Raw genomic sequence first — 21,787 nt, 5'->3', positions numbered from 1 at the left:
ACAGATCTTGTAGAAACATTCCCATGCGTAACCTGGGCGAAGCAGTCAGGTGACCGCCGCTGCCCCGCGATTATCCGAAGACACCGACCTCGCTGGGCCCGATTTCCCGGACCCCTTGCGCCGTGCATAGAATTCGCTCAACCATTGTTCGGGCGTCAGGTCGTCCGGCGCGACACCGTGCTCCTTGGCCTTGCGCTCCAGCACCTGGTGCATGATTTCGATATTGTCGGTCGACGCCGAAATGACCGACAGCGCATCGTCCATGCCGCGCAGATTGAGCTGGCACACCGATGACCCATGCCCCTGCTTGACCAGGAAGCAGCGCGAGCGCTCGTCCAGGCTGACCACGACCTGGTACTCGGCGTCGGTGAGCTTGAGGCCGTCCATGTAGTCTTCCTTGCTGGCGTTGGGATTGGGCAGCAGGATCATGGTTGCGGTCTGTTCGACCAGCGCCGCGGAGATATCGCTGGCGAGCGCATCCTCCGGGCTCTGGGTGGCGAAGATGCCCAGGCCATTCTGCTTACGGATGGTCTTCTGCTTGTTCTTGGCGAATTCCTTCAGGCCGCCCTTGCCGTCAAGAATCTTCCAGAACTCGTCCATCACATAGATCAACGGCCGGCCGTCGATCAGGGCCTCCAGCCGATGCAGCAGGTAGTTGATGACCGGAACGCGCACTTCCGGGTTGTCGATGACGTCGGTGTAATCGAAGCCGATGATGCTGGCCTTTTCCAGATCGATCGTATCGACCGGGTTGTCGAACACCCAGCCGTGCGAGTTGCCGGCGGTCCACTTGCGCATGCGCGCGTAGAGGCCGTCGTCGCCCATGTTGGGCAGGCTTTTGCGGAAGTTGGTCATGCTGCGCAGATGCATCGGCGTATCCAGCATGCCTTCCACGCCGCGGAAGATGTCTTCCTCCTCGCGCGAGGTGTACTCGAGCTTGCCGGCCAGGACCTTGATCAGGTCGGCCAGGAACTGCACGTTCGCCTCGGTGCGCTCGCACTGGAACGGGTTGAAGCCGGTGGGCTTGCCGTTCTCCAGCGCCAGATAATTGCCGCCGCAGGCGCGCACGAAGATCTCGGCACCGCGATCCTTGTCGAAGAAGAAGATGGTCGGGATCGGATCGAACTTCTGCACCTGGCTGAGCAGGAAGTTGATCAACGCGGTTTTACCGGTACCCGACTTGCCGATCACCATGGTATTGGCGATGGCCTTCTCGCCCAGCGAGTTCTCCGCCGGATGCGTGGCGTGGAAATTGAAGTAGTACGGCTGGCCGTTGGTGGTCTGCAACGTGGTGACGCACTCGCCCCACGGATTGTTCTCGCGCTTGCCCTGGGCGAAGTTGTGCAGCGGCGACAGGCCGAGGAAGTTCAGCGAGCTGACACTGGCGATGCGCGTGCGGTAGCGCCAGTTGCCTGGCAGCTGGGCATAGAAGGAGGACGCGACCGCAAGATCCTCCTTGGTCGAGACGAAACCGGCGTTGGACAGCTCGGCGCGCGTGGTGGCCACCTGCTGCGCGAGCTTTTCCTGCGTCTCGGCGTAGACCGCGATGGTGAAGTGATACTCGCCCAAGACGAAATTGCCCGACGAGAGTTGATCCATCGCCAGGTCGAGTTCGTGGATCTGGCTGACGGCCTTGTCGCCCGAGGACACCATCATGCCCTTGGTGCGATCGAGCACCTTCAGCGCGTCGTGCCGGCCCATCGGACTGAAGGAGTGGGTCACCACGTACTCGAAGTCGAGATACTTCAAGCCATTGAGAATGCCGGGATAGGTCGCGTCGGTGTATTCCTTGATGTTCAGAATGGCACCGAAATGATTGACGCCCTCCGGAGTCTTGATCACGAAGTCGCCGGTCTTGTTGGCGAACATGTGCTTGCTGACCGGCAGATAGGCGGGTACCGGCGCCTGCAGCACCGGCACCGGCTCGTCGATGCGGTTGATCAGATAGCCGAAGAACTCCAGGGCCTCGGAAAACACCACACCATTGCTGGCCTCATACATGCTCAGCCGGTAGGGCGAGTAGTCCTTCAGCACGGCTTCGACGTTGCCGGCAAGCTCGAGCACCTTGGCGATCGCCTGGTCCTGCTCGGACTGCAACTGCGCAATGTTCGACGACTTGTCCATGAGACGCTTACCCGTGACCACAGGGCGATAGATCATGGTCATGTACAGCTCGTTCTGCATGATCTTCTGCGAGGACAAGGTGCCGTAGTATTGGTCCGACAGCTCCTGGTTGAACGCCTGCTTGAACTTGCCGGCGTTCTTGATGCGGCGGCGGCGACGCACGTCGTGCACCCAGAACGCCACGTTGGCGAAATCCGGCGCGCGCAGCGTCTGCAACATGCGATTGAAGGTGTTGTGCCGGTGTTCGATCTCCCACTCTTCGCGGCCCACGAACGGAAGCCCGCCCAAGTGCCAGATCAGCATGAAATCTCCTCCCGTCGTCTTCAGCACGGACGGCGCCACATGCGTGGAGATGGAGATGAACTCGCTGATTGAAGTATCCGGGATGAACATAAGGGAATAACTCAGAATCCGTTTCGTCTTGCCAAGGCCCGGCGCGTATGCCCCGGGAACCGCCGACTGCGCTCGCACCTGCAACGCGCGCCGACACGAAAAACCGAACAACCCCATGCACGACAGAGGTGTCGTGCATGGGGTCGAGACCCGGTGCCCGGTTCCAAGCTAGCGCTTGGCGCCCGGCACGTCTTTCCTGTACTCATTCGGCGAGAACACCCACATGCCGGAATAGCGCTGCAGGTTGCGCACGCGCATCCTCATCATCCAGCGCAACCCGAGCATGCGGAAGATCATCTCGTCCCGCTTGGTCATCTGCTGCATGACGAAGACGATGACCGGAATGAGCGCCAGCAGCCACATGTTGAAATAGATACCCATCAGGAAGCCGCCGCCCGCGCCGATGAAGAACGGGATGTACGGCACCCCGAAAAACATCGCAGGCCGGGTGCAGCCCCGGAAAAGTACGTTCTTATGCATAGTGCAGTACGTGCTGGATCATCTGAATGGCCGCAGTGGCCTTGCACTCGCTCTGACCGGTGTCGCCGATCAGCATCTTGGCCAACTGACCGGCCGCGCCGATCAACACGCCGCCGAGCAGCACGGGCGCCACTTCCGCAACGCGCTTGTGCGCGAACGCGATCTGGTAGCCGGCGAAGACAACCGCGATGGTCACCACGACGACCGACGCCATGTTCAGGATGTTGTTGGTCTTGCCGAGGAAGCCGCACACCTTCTGGTCCGCACCGGCATAGTCCTGCGCCATTGCGAAGCTGGACGCGAGCAGGGCCACGGTGAACACCGCCGCCTGCAGCGCCGCCGTACCGACGACCTTGGCGTTCGACTTCAGTTGATTGTTCTTGAACATCGTGAGTATCTCCTTGACTGGAAAACAGGGGGTGATCAAAAAGCCACTTGCATGGCCGCGCTACTGCATCTGGCTAGAATACGAAGGCCCCGTCGCCAGACGTCGGCGGCGGCGTACTTGTGCCAGGAACGGCCGCTCCCGCCACGGCCTGGGGCGCGTGTGCGGCAACGTGCGGAGCTGGGGGCGCTCCGCCACCTGCAGGAACCGCCACTCCTTTGCCGGCGCCTGTAGGTCGTATCACATAGAGATCGGAGTCTGCCGCGGTCGGCTGTGAAGGCGATGCCGCCACTGCGCCGGCTGCCTGCTGCGCCGGCGCCGCAACGGCAGCCTGGGGACGCACCGACAACTGGCTTTGCGCAGCGAGGCCGCTGGCGAGCTGACCCGCCGCGGCGTCGATACGCCGCGACACGATTGAATCGACTTCGCGCACCGCGGCCGCCTTCGCCGAGTCGGTGACCACGCGGCGCACGTTCCCTGCCGGGATGACCGGGATCGCGCCTGCGGTGGACACGGCGAGCGCCCTGCCCTGGTTGATCGACGCATAGACCTTCTGCACGTAGCCGTGCCGATATCCGGTCTCGAAGTTGCCGGAGTAGTAGCAACTGAACGACTTGCCCCAGTTGCCACCGGAGCGACTGTAGCACTCGGCCAGGATCTTGGACGCGGCCTGCAGATTCGGACAGGTCTTGAACGCCTTTTCGTAGCTATCCAGACCGTACTTGATCAGGTTGTAGCGATTGACCTGCCCCAGGCCGAGGGAAAAATTGTAGCCCTTCTCTTCCAGCATCCGCGCGGTGGCGACGGCTTCGGGCAGGTTCTGCGGCTGGCGCACCAGGCGTCCGCCGACCACACCGATCGCGAACGGATTGTGCGACGACTCCACGCGCACAACGTGCTGCATGACTTCAGCCGGAACTGCCATTTCGGGACAGCTCAGTAGTTCCATGCCTGGCAACATGCCGTGGTTACTCCTTATGCATCGACTTCCCGGCAACTCGTCCGGAACGCCGCAGATGTCGCAAATCAATCGTGTTGGAAGAAAAATTCAAAGTCAATCGGCGTGGTTTCGCCTTATCACTTCAATGAACATATTCACCCTCCACCCGAATGCATGCGCTCCGGATCGAAATCGATACCGGTGATATAGCGCCGGCCCGCATGCGATTTGATATGGACAACGATGTCGATGGTCATCATCAGCAACCGTTTGATGACGGCGAACTCCAGGCCCGAGCCCTCGGACGACGCCTTGACCATCAACGCCAGCTGGTCCCAGGTCTGCCCGATGCTGCCAGCATGGCAACTGGTGATGGAACCCGGATGACCGGAGGCGCAGTTGCGGATGAAGTAGAACGACTCGTCGCCGCGCAACTCGGCCAGGATGATGCGGTCGGGCTTCATGCGCAGGCATGCTTCCATGCAGCTCTTCGCGGTGACGTTGCTCGTGCTTTGTCCACCTTTCGAATAGAGCAAATGCACGGAATTGGGCTGACTGATGAAGAGCTCGCGCGCATCTTCGATCGTCACCAGCCGCTCTTCGTGCGGGATGTGATTGACCAGCGACTTCATGAAGGTGGTCTTGCCGCTGCCGGTGGCGCCGGCGACGACGACGTTCTTCTTGAACAGCACCGCCTTCTTGAAGAATTCGGCGTAATCGCGCTGCCGACGCAGCTCGAGCAGTTCGCGATCCTGCTCGCTGAGCCCCGACTGCACCTCCAGGATCTCCTGGAAGAAGCCGTCTTCCTTGTACTGCTCCAGCGTCTTGGTGTGCTTGGACGGCAGCCGGATGGTGATCGACACCTTGCCGGCGTCGCAAGCCGGCGGAATCACGAACTGCGCGCGCTGCCCGGTGGGAAAGGTCAACGACACCACCGGATCGGCGTCGGTGATGCGTTGACCGGTATTGCTCTCGTTGACCACCGCCGTGCAGAACTGCCGCGCGCGGTCGAAGGTCAGCGACGGAATGTCCATCCGCTGCCAGCCGCGCAGCGTCTCCAGGTACAGCTCGCCGGGACGGTTGATGCAGATTTCCGTCACTTCCGGCGAGTTCAGGTAATCCAGGATGCCCAGCACCGAGTACTGGTAATCCAGGAAATCCGTGGAGATCTGCGCGGTCGGAGAGTCGTCGAAGGTCACGTCGCTGTCTCGTTCTCGGTCAACGCGGCAACACGGCCGTGAAGTCGACGTCCTTGGCCACGTAGACGTTCACGATGGTGCCCTGGTTGATGGTCACGGTGGCGGGGCGCCGGCGATCCAGTGCCTGGTCGGCCAGACGCTGGATGGACTGCGCCGTGTTGCTCTCGAACGGCTGCTCGGTGACCACGCCGGAGTTGATGCCGGTGGTCGTGGTCTTCGGGCCGTGCTCGGCCGCCGCCCACTTGAAGGCGTCGCTGAGCATGCTGATCATCAGCGCGGACGAAATCCGGCTCGCCCAGTGTGCACTGTACTGACCCGGATGGCCGGAACTGCCGAGATTGTCGACGCCAGGACCGACTAGCGTCACATCGATGCCGGTCGGGGTGGTGATGCGATCCCAGACCACCTGCATGCGCGGGCCGGTCGGTTCCGCGGAACCGTACTGGCCGAGGATCTTCGATCCCTTCGGCAGCAGCAGACGGCGGCCGTTGATGGAGTAGACCGGCTCGGTGATGATGCAGGAAGTGAAGCCCGGGAAGTCGGTGATGATCCGGGTCTCCAGCACACAGCGGATATAGGTGCCACGCACCAGCAGACCGTCCGGGTTGGCGATCGGCTTGGCGGAGGTTTCCTGCTCCTGCTGGATCGGCGCGCCGCCCTGCTCCTGGCCCGGTAGCATGCCACCAAGGCCCTGGCCGCCGGCGTCCTGTTGCAGGCCGGCCATGCGCCGCTCCAGCAAGGACGGCCCACGCTCCTGTCGCGGCGCCGACTGCATCTGCGCGTCGGGATCGGTGGGCATCGGCGGCAACGGCGGCAGGTTCGGCTGCTCGGCCAGTTGCACCGGCTCGGCCGGCTGCACCGGCGGCGGCGCGGCGGTCTGCGGCAACGCAGGCGCCACCACCGCCTCCTGGCGCGGCTTCGGCGCGGGTTCGGGCGTGCTGCTGCCGCTCACCAGCCAGAAGATCGCCAGGATCAGCAGCGCAGCGATACCGGCCAGGAACACCAGCGCCTTGCGATTGAGCTTCTTCAGGTCGCTGGACCGCAACACCGGCTCATTGGCGTCCAGATCCGGATCGGCAGTCTGCTGCTGGCGAGCGAAATAAGGATTCTCGCGCGGCGCATCGTCCGCATGCGGGGAACGCGGCTGACCGTTGTCGCGGCCGTAATTTTCGTCAGACGGGGGTAGATTCGAGTTCACTTTTGCTTGTTCCTACGCAAGCCGACAACATTCTTGCCGTGGCGGATGACCAGGAAGGGATAGGTCCCGTGGACAATCAGGGTGTTGCCCTCGACTGTGGTGTTGACCAGGAAATCCTCATCGCTTTCCTTCTCGCGACCGAACACGGCCGGGAAGTTGCCAGTGGGGAAACGCGTCAGATCCATTTTGATGTAGGTGAACTTGCCATCGTCGTAGACGCTGCTCGGCACGATCCACATTTGCTTGGAACGCGTGGAGTAGTCGTAGTCGAAGTAGTAATGACGATCCTTGGTCAAACGGGTGTCGAGCTGCGACTCATCCTTCACTTCGTCGCTCGCGGCGGCAAAGCTGGTGTCCTTCGGATAGGTGAAGGTCACCTTGTACTGCACGCCGGCCTGCTTGGCCTGCTCCAGCCGCTGCCAGTCCGTCGCCACCACCTTCAATTCCAGGATGTAGGAATGGGTGGCGGTGCGGATCATCATGTTGGTGTCGACGTCGACGTTCTTCGGCTTCAGATAGAAGACGTTCTCGCGACGGCTGAGCTCCCAGCCACTGGTGAAACCGGTGCTGTAATCGAGGATCTTCTCGTTCGGACTCAGTTCGATCTGGGTGGTGATGCCCAAGCCGGTACGTACCTGATAGATCTTGTCAGGCTCGTACTCGTACTGCTGGACCACCTGGGCCGACGCGATCGGCGCGAACAGGCCCAGAGCCAGCAACGCAATATGCGCCGCACCGGTTTTCGTCAGGAAACTCATCGAACGTTCGCTCCATTACCATTGTGCTGAGGTGCAACGTTGGGTGCAGGAGGCGCAGTAGCGGGCTGCGCCCCGGGGTAGACAGGTGCGCTGGTCGGGTTGGCCATCGGCTCCTGTTGCGGAACCGGCATCGTGCCGCCAGCGCCCGGTGCCATCGGCTGGCCCGGCATCTGCTGCACAGGCACTTGTCCCGCCGCTCCCGGCATCTGCTGAGCAGCCGCCGGCTGCTGAACCGCGCCGGCGGCAGGCGTCTGCACGGCGGACGACGGAGGCACCGGCATGGCCGAGTAGTCGTTGTCGACACGGTAATCGGTCACCTGGAACCCCAGCGGATTCTGCACCCGCAGTTCGTCTTCCATGGCCAGGTTGCTGTTGTAACGGAAGCCCATGATGGCGAACTTGTTGTCCAGAAGCGTGGACTGCCCGGTCTTCTTGTCGTAGATGCTGCGCTGGAAGCGCACATTCGCACCGGTATAGGGCTTGCCGCTGCCACCGAGCAGCGAGATGCTCAGAATCTTGACCCGAATCGAGCGTGCCTTGCCGTAGGTGTAGTACGGCGCCGACGGATTGTTGGGCGCATGCAGATTGAAGTACTCGGCGCCCACCGCGGTATTCCGCGGCGCCATCGAGAACACCGTATTCCAGTCGTTGAGCCCCATCATCTCCGAGTCGTAGGACTCACGTGCAGTGATGAAGCGCGCCACATTGCTCCTGGCCAGTGCTTCGCTGCTGGTGACGCTCTGCACATCGCCGCTGTTGCGCAGGACCGAGATCGTGGAATTGCCGGTGTACGCATCCGCCATCACCAGGTACGGCACTTTCTCCTTCAACGGCAGCATGTAGTAATACCCGCCGCCGAGCAGCAGGCACATGATGATGGCGCCAAACGCGACCCACCACGCACGGCGCTCGCTGCGGCGCGCCAGATCAGCAATGCTGATTTCGTAGTTGACCGCCTTCGCTACCGCTTTGTTGACGTTTTCGCTTTCGACCGGCTTTTTACCGAACATCAGACTTCACCAGGTTTCGTAATGTGGCTGCGGGCGTACAGCGCGTATGCCCGCGGTGAGGTCACTTCGCGCTGCCGCTGGCCGCCGGCGCACCGCTCAGCGACGACGACGGCTGCACCAGGATGCGATTGCCCGCGGCGGTCACGCTCAGCCCTTCCTGCGCATAGACCACGCTCAGTTCGGCGACCGCCTGCTGGATGCTGGTGGTGTTGATCTTGGCGACCGGTGCGTACAGCGTGTAATCGGACTGGATGCCGTAGGACAGCTGCATGTTCGAGTCCTTGGCCCAGCGCTCGAGCATCGTCTTCAGCGTGCCGTCCATCGGGATCGCCTGGTACACGTACGACGAGTACAGCGGGATCTCCATGGTCGACTCGGAGAAACGATTGACCGGCTTCCACTTGCCGCGGAAGTCGGGTGCCGGCCTGGTTGCGCAGGCGCTCAACAGCGCGACGGCACTCAACGTAGCGATGAGCCGAAACATATGCGTTCTTTTCACGCGAGCCTCTGAATTGCGGAAACGTATTGAGAGCGGACGGCGCACAGGCGGCCCGCTACTGGATGGCGAAGTTCGACGCGACGACGCCACGCGCGCATCGCGAGAAGGAAGGCGCCGGGAACGGCGCGGGCACAGACCTGCTGCGGGCAACGGAGGACTCCCGAGGCCGCGCGACCAGCGCCGAAGAAAACGGAATTTGACAGCAAACCTTCCATGTCACCCCTTACGTGCGCCTGTTCGGCCCACGCCCCTGTTCCTGTTTCTGTTACCAACGCGCCGCCATACTCGCGAGAATGTGCCGCAGGGGCATGCTCACGTCAAGCATTTGGCAAAAAAACGTTCAACTGATAAATATGCCCAAAAAATAGGTGTTTCTTGTCACACTTTCAGATCGAGAGCGTCGGGATATCGACTTTCGGAAGCAGCCGTGCGGTGAAGTGGCGGTCCTTGTAATACTTGATCTTGTCGCACTTCACCGGATGTGGAATGCCCTCGTACAAGAACACTTCCTGATCGTTCCCCATCGCCTTCAACTCCTGCGGCAGCATCAGCGCCCGCTTCTCCTCCGACACGCTCCGGGTCACGTCCTTGCCGCGCGTGACGTTCTTCTTACGGAAGGTGGTGTAGCCGAGCATCTCGGAGTAGTCGTTGGCGTCCTGCTGCTCGCGCGGAGCGTAAAGAATCTGCAGTGCATGATTCGTGATGATGGTCCGCGAGACGTCTTTGCCATAGGTGGCATCGAGCTGCGCCATGCTCTGGATGATCGGCAGAAGGCGAACATTGTAACCGGCCATATATGACACTGCCGAGGCGATGATGTCGACTTTGCCGATCGCGGTGAACTCGTCCATCAACAGCAGGCACTGGTACTTCAACTCAGGATTGCTCTTGGGCAGCTCCTTGGTGTTGAGGTTGATGATCTGGCTGAAGAACAGGTTGATGATCAGGCGACTTTCGGCCAGCTTGTTGGGCTGGATGCCGATGTAGATGGTCATCTTCTTCTTGCGCAGGTCGGTCAGCAGGAAGTCGTTGTCGCTGGTGGCCGCATCCAGCACCGGGTTGATCCAGGCATTGAGCGGCTCCTTCAGCGTGCCCATGATCGAGGCGAAGGTCTCGTCCGCCTGCGACAGCATATTGGAGAACGCCGACTTGGCATTGCCGCTGAGGAAGCGCCGCTCCGACAGCGACTTCAGATACTTCTTCAGGTCGGTGCCGTCGCCGGAAGACAGGCGGTAGATCGCGCCCAGCGTCGGCGTGCCGAGACCGCCGGGAAAGCCGATATTGCGCTCGTCGTCCCAGTTCTCGAACAGGTACAGCGAGAACGCCATGAACGCGTTGCGCGCCTGGCTGACCCAGAACTTCTGATCGTCGGAGCCGTCCGGGTACAGCATGGCGGCGATGCTCATCAGGTCCGAGACGCGGAACGCCGGATCGTCGGAGACATAGCTGAGCGGATTCCAGCGATGGGTGCGGCGGTCCTCGGCAAAGGGATTGAACAGGAACACCTCCTGGCCCTGGCTGGCGCGCCAGCCGCTGGTCAGATCGAAGTTCTCCTGCTTGATGTCCAGCACCACCACCGATTCCTGGTACTCGAGCAGGTTCGGAATGACCACGCCGACGCCCTTGCCCGAGCGGGTCGGGGCGGCCAGAATCACGAACTGCTGACCGCTGAGGCGCACCAGCTTGCCGCGGAACTTGCCGACCACGATGCCGTCGCCGCTGGTCTTGAACAGCCCATGCTTGGACAGGTCGGCGGCGCCGGCGAAGCGCGCGTCGCCATGCAGGCTGCGCTTGGGCGGCTTGAACATCAGCACCAGGATCAGCAGGGCCAGCAGGCCGGGCAAGCCGAAACCGAGGTAGCCCGCCCATTTGATCTTGCCGACGTAGGGAGCCACCTCCGGCAAGCCGATGGCGTGGACGTACTGGTAGTAGGTGCCGAGCCCGAACATCCGCGTGTCCAGCTTCAGCAGCAGCAGGACCAGGTAGCCGGACAGGAAATAGCCGCAGACGGCCGTGAGCACGACGACGAGCGCCGCCGCAACGAGTTTACGATTCGACAAGCCCTATCCTCCCTGATCCATCCTGGCGAATATTCTAGAGCGAGTTACGCACTTTGAGACGACCTGCGTAGGCAGTCTGTGCGGCGAGATGGATGCGGATGCGGCGCCTGCGGGCAACGGCGCACAGCCGGACAGGCGTCCCCACCGCAACTGCCATGCCCCCGATGGCGCCATGGCCACGCCCATGGCGTTGGCACATCCTGCCCGAGCGTCCAGCGCGCTGCGCCCCTACCTCGACGCGCACACCGCGCCTCAGCGACGCTGCCGCGTGCTCGGCTTGTTCCGCGACGGCTTCTTTTCCGCGCTGACCGCGTCCCGATCGCGCTCGACCAGGGTATCCAGGAAGACCCGCGCCTCGTCCCAGGACATGTCGTGCGGATCCACGCGCGCGCCGCCGTCGGTGGTAACCGCATAGCCCACCACGTTGGCCGGGCTGTACTCCGGCTCCCGGGTCAACGCCACGAGTTGGTAGCGTCCTTTGACTTGCACCGTATGATGGTATTCCACCATGCGCCTGGCCTCCTCGCCTGATCGTTCGCTTGGATGCTAAAGCAAGCGTGGCCATGCGACCAGCGCTACCCCGCGGGCGCTACCCGGCGGCCGCAGTGCAGGCACAAAAAAGCCGGCTTTCGCCGGCTTCATCGTGTCCACGTCCGCTTCTTCGCGTCGTGGTGGCGATACAGGGTTCGAACCTGTGACCTGCCCTTACGGGACACCTCGCGCACGAATTGCCCGACTGCGTGACACTGGGGTCAGTGTGGGGTCAATTATGGATGTGCAAGGTGATGAAGTATCCACTGAAACCGCAGTGCTGCTTGGGTTTCAAGTGGTGGGCGGTACAGGGTTCGAACCTGTGACCCCTACCATGTCAAGGTAGTGCTCTACCGCTGAGCTAACCGCCCTTCTCTGCCGCGGCGCACCGCTGCAGGGGCGCGAATCTTAGCCCACCTGGCGGACAAGAACAATACCCGCCCCCATATCGGCCACTGCGGCCCACCTAGCCGACCAGGCTGGCATCGCGCAGCTTCTTGATCTGGTCGCGCACCCGCGCCGCGTCCTCGAACTCCAGATCGCGTGCGTGCTGGTACATCTCCTGCTCCAGCGCCTTGAGCCGGGCGGCGATCTCCGCTGGCGCCAGCGTCCGGTAATCGGCCGGCTCTTCCGCAATCCGGCGCGCCTTGCCCTTGCCTTTGCCCTTGCCCGACTTGGCCTCGGACGCGTCTTCGCGTGCGCCCTCCAGGATGTCCACGATCGGACGCGCCACCGACTTCGGGGTGATCCCATGTTCCAGGTTGTACTCCACCTGCTTCTCGCGGCGGCGCCCGGTCTCGTCGATCGCGGCCTGCATCGAGCGCGTCATCTTGTCCGCATACAGGATGGCCTTGCCGCGCAGGTTGCGCGCGGCGCGGCCGATGGTCTGGATCAGCGAGCCAGTGGAGCGCAGGAAGCCTTCCTTGTCGGCATCGAGGATCGCGACCAGCGAGACCTCGGGCATGTCCAGCCCCTCGCGCAGCAGGTTGATGCCGACCAGCACGTCGAACTTGCCAAGGCGCAGGTCGCGGATGATTTCCACGCGCTCGACCGTATCGATGTCCGAGTGCAGGTAGCGCACCTTCACACCGTGCTCGCCCAGGTACTCGGTGAGGTTCTCAGCCATCCGCTTGGTCAGCGTGGTGACCAGCACGCGGTCGCCATCGGCCACGCGCAGGTTGATCTCCGACAGCAGGTCGTCGACCTGGGTCCCGACTGGCCGGATCTCCACCTCAGGATCGATCAGGCCGGTTGGGCGCACCACCAGTTCGGTGATCTCGCCGGCCGACTCGCGCAACTCGTACGGACCGGGCGTGGCCGACACGTAGATGCTGCGCGGCGAGCGCGCCTCCCATTCCTCGAAGCGCAGCGGCCGGTTGTCCAGCGCGGACGGCAGGCGGAAACCGAACTCCACCAGGGTTTCCTTGCGCGAGCGGTCGCCTTTGTACATCGCGCCGATCTGCGGCACGGTGACGTGCGACTCGTCCACCACCAGCAACGCGTCGGCCGGGAGGTAGTCGAACAGGGTCGGCGGCGGCTCGCCCGGCGCCTTGCCGGTGAGATGCCGCGAGTAGTTCTCGATGCCGTTGCAGAAGCCGACTTCGGCCATCATTTCCAGGTCGAACTGGGTGCGCTGCGCCAGCCGCTGCGCCTCGACCAGCTTGTTCTGCGCGTACAGCTGCTCGAGCCGGTCCTTCAGCTCCAGCTTGATCGTATCCACCGCACTGAGGGTGCGCTCGCGGGTGGTGGCGTAGTGGGTCTTCGGGTAGATCGTGTAGCGCTGCAGCTTGCGCAGGGTCTCGCCGGTCAGCGGATCGAACAGGGTCAGCTGCTCCACGTCGCCGTCGAACAGCTCGATGCGCAAGGCTTCGCTGTCGGATTCGGCCGGGAACACGTCGATGACCTCGCCGCGCACGCGGAAGCTGCCGCGGTGCAGCTCGTACTCGTTGCGGGTGTACTGCAGATCGGTCAGGTGGCGGATCAACTGGCGCTGCTCGACGTGCTCGCCGATCGACAGGATCAGCCGCAGCGACAGGTAGTCCTCCGGCGCGCCCAGGCCATAGATCGCCGAGACCGTGGCCACCACCAGCGCATCGCGCCGCGACAGCAGGGTCTTGGTCGCGGCCAGGCGCATCTGCTCGATGTGCTCGTTGATCGAACTGTCCTTCTCGATGAAGGTGTCCGAAGACGGCACGTAGGCCTCGGGCTGGTAGTAGTCGTAGTAGCTGACGAAGTACTCGACCGCGTTGTTGGGGAAGAACGCCTTGAACTCGCCGTACAGCTGCGCCGCCAGGGTCTTGTTCGGCGCCATGACCAGGGTCGGCTTCTGGATCGCCTGGACCACGTTGGCGATGGTGTAGGTCTTGCCCGACCCGGTCACGCCAAGCAGGGTCTGCTTGGCCAGGCCGGCCTCGAAGCCGGCCACCAGCTTCTCGATCGCCTGCGGCTGGTCGCCGGCCGGCGAATACGGCGATACGAGTTGGAAACGGTCGGACATGCGCAAGCCTCAAGGTGGAAAGCGCGGGCGACAGCGTCGGCCGACCCCGCGCCGGGGAGATTTCCTACATGGGAACGCACAACCCCCTCATTCAAGCCCTGCCGCCCCGCCGCGAGACTGGCGACCTCGCACCGGGAGACGACGGACATGCGCAACGCTGCGGTCAAAGGCTACACATTGCTCGAGGCGATGATCGTGATGGTGGTGATCTGCCTGGTCGCCGGCATCGGCCTGCCAGCATTCCGGGAAATGCTGGCAAACCAGCGCTTGACGGCCGCCACGCACCAACTGAGCGCACACCTCGCCCTGGCGCGCAGCAGCGCCATCAGCTCAGGCGTCCCGGTCAGCGCCTGCCCGTCCAACGGAGACGGCAGTTGCCGCAGCGACAGCGACTGGAGCCAGGGCTGGCTGGTGTTCCGCGACCCGGAACGGCAAGGCCAGCCCATCGCGCCGGACAGCATCCTCAGCGAAGGCAGCGCACCAGGCACCGGCACCCTGGTCCTGCGCTCCAACCGCGGCCGGCCCTCGATCCGCTTCCTGCCCGATGGCCGCAGCGCCGGCAGCAACCTGACCGTCAGCATCTGCGAGCGGGGGCAGCTACGCGCCGCGGTGGTAGTGAACAACACCGGACGCATCCGCACCCGGAAAACGACGGAACCGATGCCCTGCCGGACGCCGGACTGACACGCAAAAGCAAAGGCCGCGATTGCTCGCGGCCTTTGCGGATTTGGCGCCCGAAGTTGGACTCGAACCAACGACCCCCTGATTAACAGTCAAGTGCTCTAACCGGCTGAGCTATTCGGGCGGGGAGGCGCATTGTATAGAGGCCTCATGCCGACCGCAAGGGGTGACCGCGCGCCTCGCTGGTTGCAGCTGCGCCCTATCCGCCCAGCATCACCAGCAGGTGCCCTCGCCAGCGCCGGTGGACGTCGTCCGCGTCCCCTTCTGGTCGATGCTGAGCGCGCCGCACTGGGTGTCCTTTGCCTGAGGGCTGTCCGCGCGAGGCGTCGCCGTCAGCTTGAATGCATTCGCAGTGGGCGCAACGCTGAACGACAGATCATAGAACTGCACCGCATCGCTCGGGCACGTCGGCAGCGGCACATTGGCGTACGACATGTTGGTCGTGTAGTACCGCTCGATGAGCTGCACGCCCTGCTGCAGACAGACGGACGCGGCCGAGCGACGCGATTTGATGACGTAGGATTGATAGCTGGCGAAGGCGATCGCCGCCAGAACGCCTACGATCGCGACCACGATCATCAGTTCGATCAGGGTGAAACCGCGCTGACGACGGGCCGTGAAAGTGAGTGATCGCATCAATTGTTCCTCAGGAGTTCGCGCCAGGACACGCGCTTCATGCTGAGCGCGCTGCTATTGGTACCGAGCGTGGTCGTACTCGCGTTGTCCAACGCGATCTGCATCTGGTTGCCGATGAAGATCGGACTATTGGGACTGCTGTTCAGGCCGATGCCGGAGACGGGGGTGCCATTGAGTGTATCGCCGGTGCTGGATCCGCCACTGCCATCCAGGTCGAAGAAGGATTGCGACAGACGGCCGCCGGTGAAGGGGTTGATCGCCATCACGAAACCCTTGCCGCTGGGGCTGCACACATCGCCCGAATCCGGAATACGCGTGGTGCCGATCAGCGCAGTGCCCTGGAAGAAGTTGGACACCACCATGCGCTCGCCCTGCGGCGTGCCGGGAGGCGACAGCAAGTCCATGTACCAGCCGTCCTGTCCGGCGCTGGGCTTGTCCTCGATCACGCGCACGGCAAAGCCGTTGACGGTGCCTTCCTGCAGGATGTTGACCTTGTTCAGGGTGGTGCGATTGGAAGGAATGGTGCTGCCGCGGTCGATCAGGCCGTACCAGGACTGGACGTCCTTGTTGCCGATATCGCCGCTGGAAAGATACTTGCCGGTGCCGAAGAACACCCAGGTCAAGCCCGTCGCCGGGTCCTTCGCCGCCGTGGGCGCCGCGGTGATCGGCTGCGCCTTCGCCCCATAGCTGGCGGAGAACAGCCTGCTCGCGGTACCGCTCGTGCCGGTCATGTTGAATCGCCAGACATTCCCGTTGAGATCCCCGGCATACAGGCGATCGACGATGAAATCGTTGTTGGACGACCAGGCCAATACAGCGGACAGGCCATTGTTGCCACTCGCCCCCGTCTGGATGCGGCTCGACGCGCCAGTGATGGCGTTCACCAAGATGAGATCCGCTGAATCGCCGCTGCTGTTGGGGCCATTGCCGAGCATCGCGTACCACTGCCCGTTGGCGAGCTGCCCGATGATCGGCTTGCCGAGATTGTTCCCCAGCCCGACGAGGTCGGTGGTGGTGGAGGTCTTGTCCCACAGCAGCGTGATGTTGTTGGGGTCAGTGACATCCAGCGCGAACATACCCTTGCCGCCACGCCCCATAGTGCCGATCAGCACCGAGCGCCAGCCGCTCCCGGAGTAGACGTCCGACACGGTGAGTTCGCCATCCACGTAATACCGGTGCTGGTAGTTCGGATCGGTGTAGTCGAGCAGTCCTGTCATCGCCGCTTTCGGCACGAAGGCGAACTTCTCCGCGCCGGTGCTGGCATCGAACCCATGCAGCATGCCGTCATTGGCACCGACATAGATCATCGGCGCGCGTGTGGACTTGGCCGCGGCGAAGGAGGCATACGTGCTGGCGCCGTTGAACGTCGCCGTCGTGTAAAGACGCGGATTGGGCGCTCCCACATAGACCGGCTGCGAATTGACGATGTCGCCCAGGATGCCCGTACGGGTACGCAAGACGCCACCGTTGGCCTTCTCCTGCGAGCGATCGCCACGCAGATAGTTAATCTGGTTCTGCGTTGCGGACGACAACGGCGTTCCGGAGAGCTTGCCATAGGCGAAGTTGTCCAGATTCCCGTTCGAGTTGACGAACTTGATTGTCCGGGTATCCCATGCCGGGAACTGCGCGCTCGCGCTCCACGCCTGCGTCAGCGCGCCGGTGGTCTGGTTGACGTCGTACGCCACCACATCACCACGCCAGGTACCGCTGTAGAACACCGACTGGTACGTCCGCGCCCCAGCCTCCAGCTTGGTCGTGTTACTGGCGAGGGACGCCGCGGACCCCTTCATCTCCTCCAGGATGCGCTCGAACGCCTGGCGCAGGCTGGCCACCATCTTTTCCGCGTCGGCGGCGAGGTAGTAATTGTCCGGCTTCTTGTAATTGGTATTGCCATTGACGTAGGAGCTGCCGTCCCACCAGGTGGAGTCCGCCAAGGCGCTGATATTGGTCTCCGGATCGTAGCCTTCCGGCACACGGAAACCGCCGTACTTCGTGGTCAGCCAATATTGGTTAGTGTTCGGCGACTTGTAATCGCCATACTCCACCACGTCGACCCAGTGTGTGGACAGGGTCTGTTTGCCGGCCAGACCGTCGCTGGCGTTGTCCGGGCGCAGATCCTTGGTATGCGCGTCGTAGGCGAGCGCCGCGATGTAGGCGGAGTTCTTGTCGCTATTGAACTGCGGCGTGACCGCGCTGGAGGCGGCGTCGGAGGCAGACTTGCCTTCCTTGCGCCAGATCTGCGTCATGCGGTCGATGACGCTGACCGAGGTATCGCGGGTCACTTCCGGCGGCGTGGCCGGCTCGCCACTCAAGTTGGTGGTGTTGCCTGGCAGATTCTTGTCCAAATGCGTATTGGTGTCGCCGATTCCCAAGATCACATTGATCTGGCAGCGATAAGAAATCGGATCGTTCCATTGGGTGATGACCGGGAAACCATCGGTTTGCTGGTATCGCTGCTGCGCGTTCCCACTCAACGAAGAGTAGGCCGCGATATTGCCCTGGTGCTTGAAATAGCGGATTGCGGCGTAATAGAGCTCACTGACATCGTCGTACGACTTGACGTTCTTGCCGGTATTGAGTTGACCGAACTTGTTCAGATAATTGATGACGCCGCTGTTGACGACCTGATACCGGGGGTCTGTTCCGCCGATTGCCGACGTTGTCGCTGCGGCGTCGGAGGCATCGGGATTCTGGTAGATGACACCCGTCTGCGGATCCCACTCTCGCGCCGTATTCGCGAGCGTTCCCTGGTCGGGATTGTAGGTATAGGGGCCTACGAATTTCTGGTTGGCACGCAAGACACCGCTGTCCACGGAAGGATCATCCGTGTTCTTGTAGCCGAAGACGCTGTAACGGATCCGCTTGGCATACTGCTGGATCAAGCCCTCAGGCTTGTAATAGCCGCTCGGATAGGCAACGCAGTTGTCTTCAAGGTACCCCGCGCCCAAGCTGGCATCGCACACTTTGACCCGCACCGAGACCTGAAAGGTCAAGGTGGTGTCGCGCACACAGCCTATGTTGAAAAGCGTGTTACACGGAGAACCGTCCGGCTTGAGAAAGCTGCCATTCAGGGCATGCTTGCTCGGATCGTAGGCGATTTGCTGATTCGAGGAGGGATCGACCAGGCTTCCGTTGGCAAAGAACATCTGGTTGCCCAGCCCGTCGATGCGCATATTGAAATTCTGCCACTGCGCACCCGCCCCCCCCCGCGATCAGCGTGGCATTGTTGCTGATCGAACGACGCGGAAAATTGCTGGTCGCTGGGCGATCGGCGACCGCCTTTTCCAGCAACGTCTCGCTCGCCGTGTCGCGCGAACGATAGCCGCCGGTCAGCGCCGAGCGGAACGGATCGATGGTCTGGGTCGCGGCCCAGTTGAGGAAGTTGCCCGCCCAGACGCCCGCACCGGTACAGGCATAGCTGCTCGGATTGTTACCGAGCAGGCTGACCGGGTAGAAGTAGCGGTCGCTCTCGGTGTCGCTGTAGTGGTATCTGTAGCACTTCTCGGAGTCGAAATAGCCGACGAACCTGCTCGTCACCGAATAAGTATCGGACAGATTCGCCTTGCTGATGACCGTCGGAAATTCCACCGACGGCACAAAGGCCAGATTGCCCGGCACATCGCTACCGACATACAGCGGCGACTGCGAGACATCCACATCCGCACCTGCCCCACCCACGGTACCGATGAACAGGCCTGCCACCACGGCAAGGAGCCAGTCCCGGTATGTCGTCTTCTTCGCTCGACTGGTCATAGAGGGCTCCATTACTTGACGGTGACGTTGGTCTGCAGCACGACAATGGCGCGGCCATTGGACGCGGACGGATCGCCGCTACGCGCGATCACCCGATAGTATTTTTCAAGCGACGTGCCGCCGGTACCGCCATACTGGTTCTGGTTGATGCTCGACCCCAGGCCCAACTGATCCTCGCTGGTGCGCTGGCCCAGATACTGGATGTAGTACTGGGCCGGCACTGCCTGGCCCTTCGGCGCCACCGTGCCGTTCACCCAGCACTCCTGGGTGCCCAGCGCACAGCCGCTGGAGGCATTGCCGGTATACGTGTTACTGGGCACGGCCGGACATACGGTGGTGCCTGACGAGCAGTTGAAGCCGACGGTATTGCCGGCCGCAGCGGCGGTCTGAATGACCTTCTCCGCATCGCGCAAGGCGCTTTCGGCGGCCTGGAATCCCAGGCTGCGGTCGTACATGTTGGAAGACATGCGCTCCTGCAGCAGCGTGCCGCGCAGGACGGCGAGTCCCAGCAGCGTCATCACCAGCAACAGCAGCAGGACGACGATGAGCGAAATGCCGGCCTGCCGGCGGGGCGATGGCGACGTGTTCACGGGTTCCGGTTCCTGATGCTCACGATCGTGCTGAAGGTCCGTGTCGCCGGCTGCTGGTTTGTACCGGCTGCCGTATTGGCGCTGACGGTCATGTCGATCTTCACCGCGATCACATTGGCCCAGTTGGTGACCACGTTGGCAGGCTGATATGCGGCCTGACCGATCGACAGATAATTGAACTGCAGGCCGGTGACGCCATCGGCGATTTCGTTCTTCTGACTCGTGCCGCCTGGCGCGATTACTTCCTGATACAGGGACGTCCCCCCCGCCCCGCCGCTACTGGCGGCCACATACCAGCGTACGGCCCGCACTTCGGTCAGGATGGAGTTGATCTCGTATTGGTAATTGTTCGAACCAGCGACACACACGCCCGGCAGGCGCCCGAGCCGCGTGCAGGCGTTGAGCCCACCACTGGAGTAATTGGCGGTGGTGCCGGAAACGCTGTTCACCTGCAGCACAGCCAGTTGCTGACGGTCGCACAGCAGCATGATCGCGTTGCTGTGCAGATCCGGCGCTGCCGCGTTGAGCGTCAGCGTCTGGTTCGCGGGGTTGTGCGCCGTCACGGTCGCACCGCCGGTACCGGCGGAGAGGATCTGGATCGCGTCGGTACCCGACGTGACGGTGAGGTTGGACGGGTTGCTGTTCTCGTAGCCGGTCAGCGGCAGCGACCAGTTCGTCCACCAGCTCGCCGTCGGATTGTTCAGCACGTTCGCCACCGGCAATCCGGAATCGCAGGGATTGCCGCCGGCCTCGCGGATGTCCTGGGCCATCATCTCGAAGCCGGTCCGCGCCGACTCCTGGATCCGGCTCAGGCCCTCGGTCGCCGCATAGGTCTGGCGGTTGGACAGGAAGATGCCGATCGCCGCACCGACCACCAGCAGGCCGAGCAGCATCGAAATCATCAGCTCGATCAGGTTGAAGCCGGATTGGCGCCGCGGCGGCGTAAGCGCGATACGTATGTTCACAGTTGGGCCGTCGTGCTCAGGGTCTGGGTCGCGCTGCCGCTGATGTTGCCGTTAGCACTGGAGTTCATTCCGCGGCTGTCGTCCCATTGCACGGTGATCGTGCAATTGCCGTCGTTGCAGGCGATGGAACCGCAGGTCGTCGTCTTGTCGCCGCCAATCGCATCCTTCAAGCCGTTGAGCCAGACCGACTTGTCGGTCGCCACCAGATCGCCCGCCGCCGGCGCCGTGCACAGCATGCTGCCGGTGTTGTAGGCCCCGAGCATCGCCGCGCTGCGGTTGGCGCGCATCGCATCGAGGATCGTGTAGGTCTGCATGACGATCTGGCTGCGCTGCAGCGCGCTCTGGTTGTTGCGCAGCGCCGTGGTCTGCATCGCCGCCACGCCCAGCATCCCCACTCCCAGGATCAACACCGAGATCATCACCTCGATGAGGGTGACGCCTGCCATGTGTCTGCCGCTCTGGAACCGCTTCATGGTGTCTCCGCTTGCCGGAACCGGCTCAGCCGGTGGTGGTACAGCTGCCGCCGTCGGATGTCGATGTGACCTGGGCGCGGCTGCCGCCCATCAGCTTGACGCTCCGGACATTGTTGGAAGGGTTGGTAACCGCCATGCAGACCACGATGCCGCCTGTCACTGGCGTACCGCTGCTGTTGCGCGCAATGCCGTCGGCACCGAAGGTCAGCTTGTCGCCGAGGGCATCCAGGGTGCTACTGGTGACGACCAGGCCGGTGCGCAGGGTCGTGCTGCGCAGCACGGTGCCGTCGCGGGCCACGGTCAGGTAACGGGTCCAGTTGCCGCCGCTGGCGCAGGTGGCACCGTCGTCGCTACGGCAGAGGCTGACACCACCGTTCAGGCGCACCGCTTCCGAGCGCGTCAACTGCACCGCGGCGATCAGCTCGTTGGCGGCGCTGGTCAGGCGGTTGCTGCGGATCAGGCCGGTGAAGCTGGGCACTGCCAGCGCCATGATGATGGCCAGCACCGCCACGGTGACCATCAGCTCCACCAGCGTGAAGCCACGTTGCGTCCGCTCGGCAAGGCCACGCTCGCAAGGAACCGCCATAGTCTTCCCCAGATTCTCCCGCCGGCCAC

Annotated in this window: 19 protein-coding genes, 2 tRNA genes and 1 pseudogene; 2 read left to right on the top strand and 20 right to left on the bottom strand. The window is 62.8% G+C overall.

Going from position 1 to position 21,787, the window contains the following annotated elements; all coding sequences use genetic code 11:
• Positions 1-45: 45 nt before the first annotated feature.
• The 9 genes from QN245_RS08045 to QN245_RS08005 form a co-directional block, all read right to left on the bottom strand.
• A complete protein-coding gene (locus QN245_RS08045; RefSeq protein ID WP_184447566.1) occupies positions 46-2,517 on the bottom strand; it encodes a VirB4 family type IV secretion/conjugal transfer ATPase in 2,472 nt (823 codons plus the stop codon).
• 168 nt (positions 2,518-2,685) lie between these two features.
• Positions 2,686-2,997, bottom strand: a complete 312-nt coding sequence (locus tag QN245_RS08040) for a VirB3 family type IV secretion system protein (RefSeq protein ID WP_184447565.1) — start codon at positions 2,995-2,997, stop codon at positions 2,686-2,688.
• The gene (locus QN245_RS08035; RefSeq protein ID WP_184447564.1) at positions 2,990-3,385 is read right to left on the bottom strand and encodes a TrbC/VirB2 family protein; all 396 of its coding nucleotides are present in this window, start codon (positions 3,383-3,385) and stop codon (positions 2,990-2,992) included. The genes QN245_RS08040 and QN245_RS08035 overlap by 8 nt, the downstream gene beginning before the upstream one ends.
• 73 nt (positions 3,386-3,458) lie before the next feature.
• Positions 3,459-4,343 (bottom strand): lytic transglycosylase domain-containing protein, encoded by an 885-nt coding sequence (locus tag QN245_RS08030; RefSeq protein WP_425612927.1) that lies wholly within the window; start codon positions 4,341-4,343, stop codon positions 3,459-3,461.
• Between the two features lie 134 nt (positions 4,344-4,477).
• Positions 4,478-5,521 carry a P-type DNA transfer ATPase VirB11 gene (gene virB11, locus QN245_RS08025; protein ID WP_317845010.1) on the bottom strand — a complete coding sequence of 348 codons (1,044 nt, stop codon included), beginning with the start codon at positions 5,519-5,521 and terminating at the stop codon, positions 4,478-4,480.
• 19 nt (positions 5,522-5,540) lie between these two features.
• Positions 5,541-6,719, bottom strand: coding sequence for a TraB/TrbI/VirB10 family type IV secretion system protein (locus QN245_RS08020; RefSeq protein WP_184447561.1), 1,179 nt, complete (start codon positions 6,717-6,719; stop codon positions 5,541-5,543).
• Entirely contained in the window at positions 6,716-7,477 is a 762-nt protein-coding gene (locus tag QN245_RS08015; RefSeq protein ID WP_043084564.1) for a TrbG/VirB9 family P-type conjugative transfer protein, read from the bottom strand. Before QN245_RS08015 ends, QN245_RS08020 begins: the two co-directional genes overlap by 4 nt.
• On the bottom strand, positions 7,474-8,487 hold the full coding sequence (locus QN245_RS08010) for a VirB8 family type IV secretion system protein (protein ID WP_184447560.1): 1,014 nt from the start codon (positions 8,485-8,487) through the stop codon (positions 7,474-7,476). Before QN245_RS08010 ends, QN245_RS08015 begins: the two co-directional genes overlap by 4 nt.
• Positions 8,488-8,548: 61 nt before the next feature.
• Positions 8,549-8,971 (bottom strand): hypothetical protein, encoded by a 423-nt coding sequence (locus QN245_RS08005; protein WP_017916128.1) that lies wholly within the window; start codon positions 8,969-8,971, stop codon positions 8,549-8,551.
• Positions 8,972-9,048: 77 nt separating this feature from the next.
• Between QN245_RS08005 and QN245_RS08000 the strand changes: the two genes are divergently transcribed.
• Positions 9,049-9,186 carry a hypothetical protein gene (locus tag QN245_RS08000; protein ID WP_160967310.1) on the top strand — a complete coding sequence of 46 codons (138 nt, stop codon included), beginning with the start codon at positions 9,049-9,051 and terminating at the stop codon, positions 9,184-9,186.
• A gap of 186 nt (positions 9,187-9,372) precedes the next feature.
• On the opposite strand, the gene QN245_RS07995 is transcribed toward QN245_RS08000, so the two are convergent.
• From QN245_RS07995 to uvrB, 4 genes are all read right to left on the bottom strand, one after another.
• Complete coding sequence (locus QN245_RS07995; RefSeq protein ID WP_425612926.1) at positions 9,373-11,007, bottom strand: type IV secretory system conjugative DNA transfer family protein; 1,635 nt, start codon at positions 11,005-11,007, stop codon at positions 9,373-9,375.
• 291 nt (positions 11,008-11,298) lie between these two features.
• Positions 11,299-11,508: a hypothetical protein gene (locus QN245_RS07990; protein ID WP_425612925.1), complete on the bottom strand. Its 210-nt coding sequence runs from the start codon at positions 11,506-11,508 to the stop codon at positions 11,299-11,301.
• Between the two features lie 365 nt (positions 11,509-11,873).
• Positions 11,874-11,948, bottom strand: a tRNA-Val gene (locus QN245_RS07985).
• Between the two features lie 95 nt (positions 11,949-12,043).
• Positions 12,044-14,074 carry an excinuclease ABC subunit UvrB gene (gene uvrB, locus QN245_RS07980; RefSeq protein WP_160967307.1) on the bottom strand — a complete coding sequence of 677 codons (2,031 nt, stop codon included), beginning with the start codon at positions 14,072-14,074 and terminating at the stop codon, positions 12,044-12,046.
• A 147-nt stretch (positions 14,075-14,221) separates the two neighbouring features.
• Between uvrB and QN245_RS07975 the strand changes: the two genes are divergently transcribed.
• On the top strand, positions 14,222-14,758 hold the full coding sequence (locus tag QN245_RS07975; protein WP_317845009.1) for a GspH/FimT family pseudopilin: 537 nt from the start codon (positions 14,222-14,224) through the stop codon (positions 14,756-14,758).
• A 44-nt stretch (positions 14,759-14,802) separates the two neighbouring features.
• Here the strand turns inward: QN245_RS07975 and QN245_RS07970 are convergent.
• The 7 genes and pseudogenes from QN245_RS07970 to QN245_RS07940 all read right to left on the bottom strand — a co-directional run bounded on the left by QN245_RS07970 (position 14,803) and on the right by QN245_RS07940 (position 21,692).
• Positions 14,803-14,879, bottom strand: a tRNA-Asn gene (locus QN245_RS07970).
• An 89-nt stretch (positions 14,880-14,968) separates the two neighbouring features.
• The gene (locus tag QN245_RS07965; RefSeq protein ID WP_160967305.1) at positions 14,969-15,391 is read right to left on the bottom strand and encodes a type IV pilin protein; all 423 of its coding nucleotides are present in this window, start codon (positions 15,389-15,391) and stop codon (positions 14,969-14,971) included.
• Positions 15,391-19,144, bottom strand: a pseudogene (locus QN245_RS07960) (pilus assembly protein). Before QN245_RS07960 ends, QN245_RS07965 begins: the two are co-directional and overlap by 1 nt.
• Positions 19,145-19,155: 11 nt before the next feature.
• Positions 19,156-19,734, bottom strand: a complete 579-nt coding sequence (locus QN245_RS07955) for a pilus assembly PilX family protein (RefSeq protein WP_317845007.1) — start codon at positions 19,732-19,734, stop codon at positions 19,156-19,158.
• A complete protein-coding gene (locus QN245_RS07950) occupies positions 19,731-20,699 on the bottom strand; it encodes a PilW family protein (RefSeq protein WP_317845006.1) in 969 nt (322 codons plus the stop codon). The genes QN245_RS07955 and QN245_RS07950 overlap by 4 nt, the downstream gene beginning before the upstream one ends.
• Entirely contained in the window at positions 20,696-21,172 is a 477-nt protein-coding gene (pilV, locus tag QN245_RS07945) for a type IV pilus modification protein PilV (protein ID WP_160967302.1), read from the bottom strand. The genes QN245_RS07950 and pilV overlap by 4 nt, the downstream gene beginning before the upstream one ends.
• Before the next feature lie 25 nt (positions 21,173-21,197).
• A complete protein-coding gene (locus tag QN245_RS07940) occupies positions 21,198-21,692 on the bottom strand; it encodes a GspH/FimT family pseudopilin (protein WP_255421638.1) in 495 nt (164 codons plus the stop codon).
• Between the last annotated feature and the right edge of the window lie 95 nt (positions 21,693-21,787).

The sequence above is a fragment of the Xanthomonas rydalmerensis genome (assembly GCF_033170385.1).
In the GTDB taxonomy this organism is placed as follows: Bacteria; Pseudomonadota; Gammaproteobacteria; order Xanthomonadales; family Xanthomonadaceae; genus Xanthomonas_A; species Xanthomonas_A rydalmerensis.
Note: the sequence above shows the minus strand (reverse complement) of the source record. Positions and strands in the feature narration are given on the sequence as shown.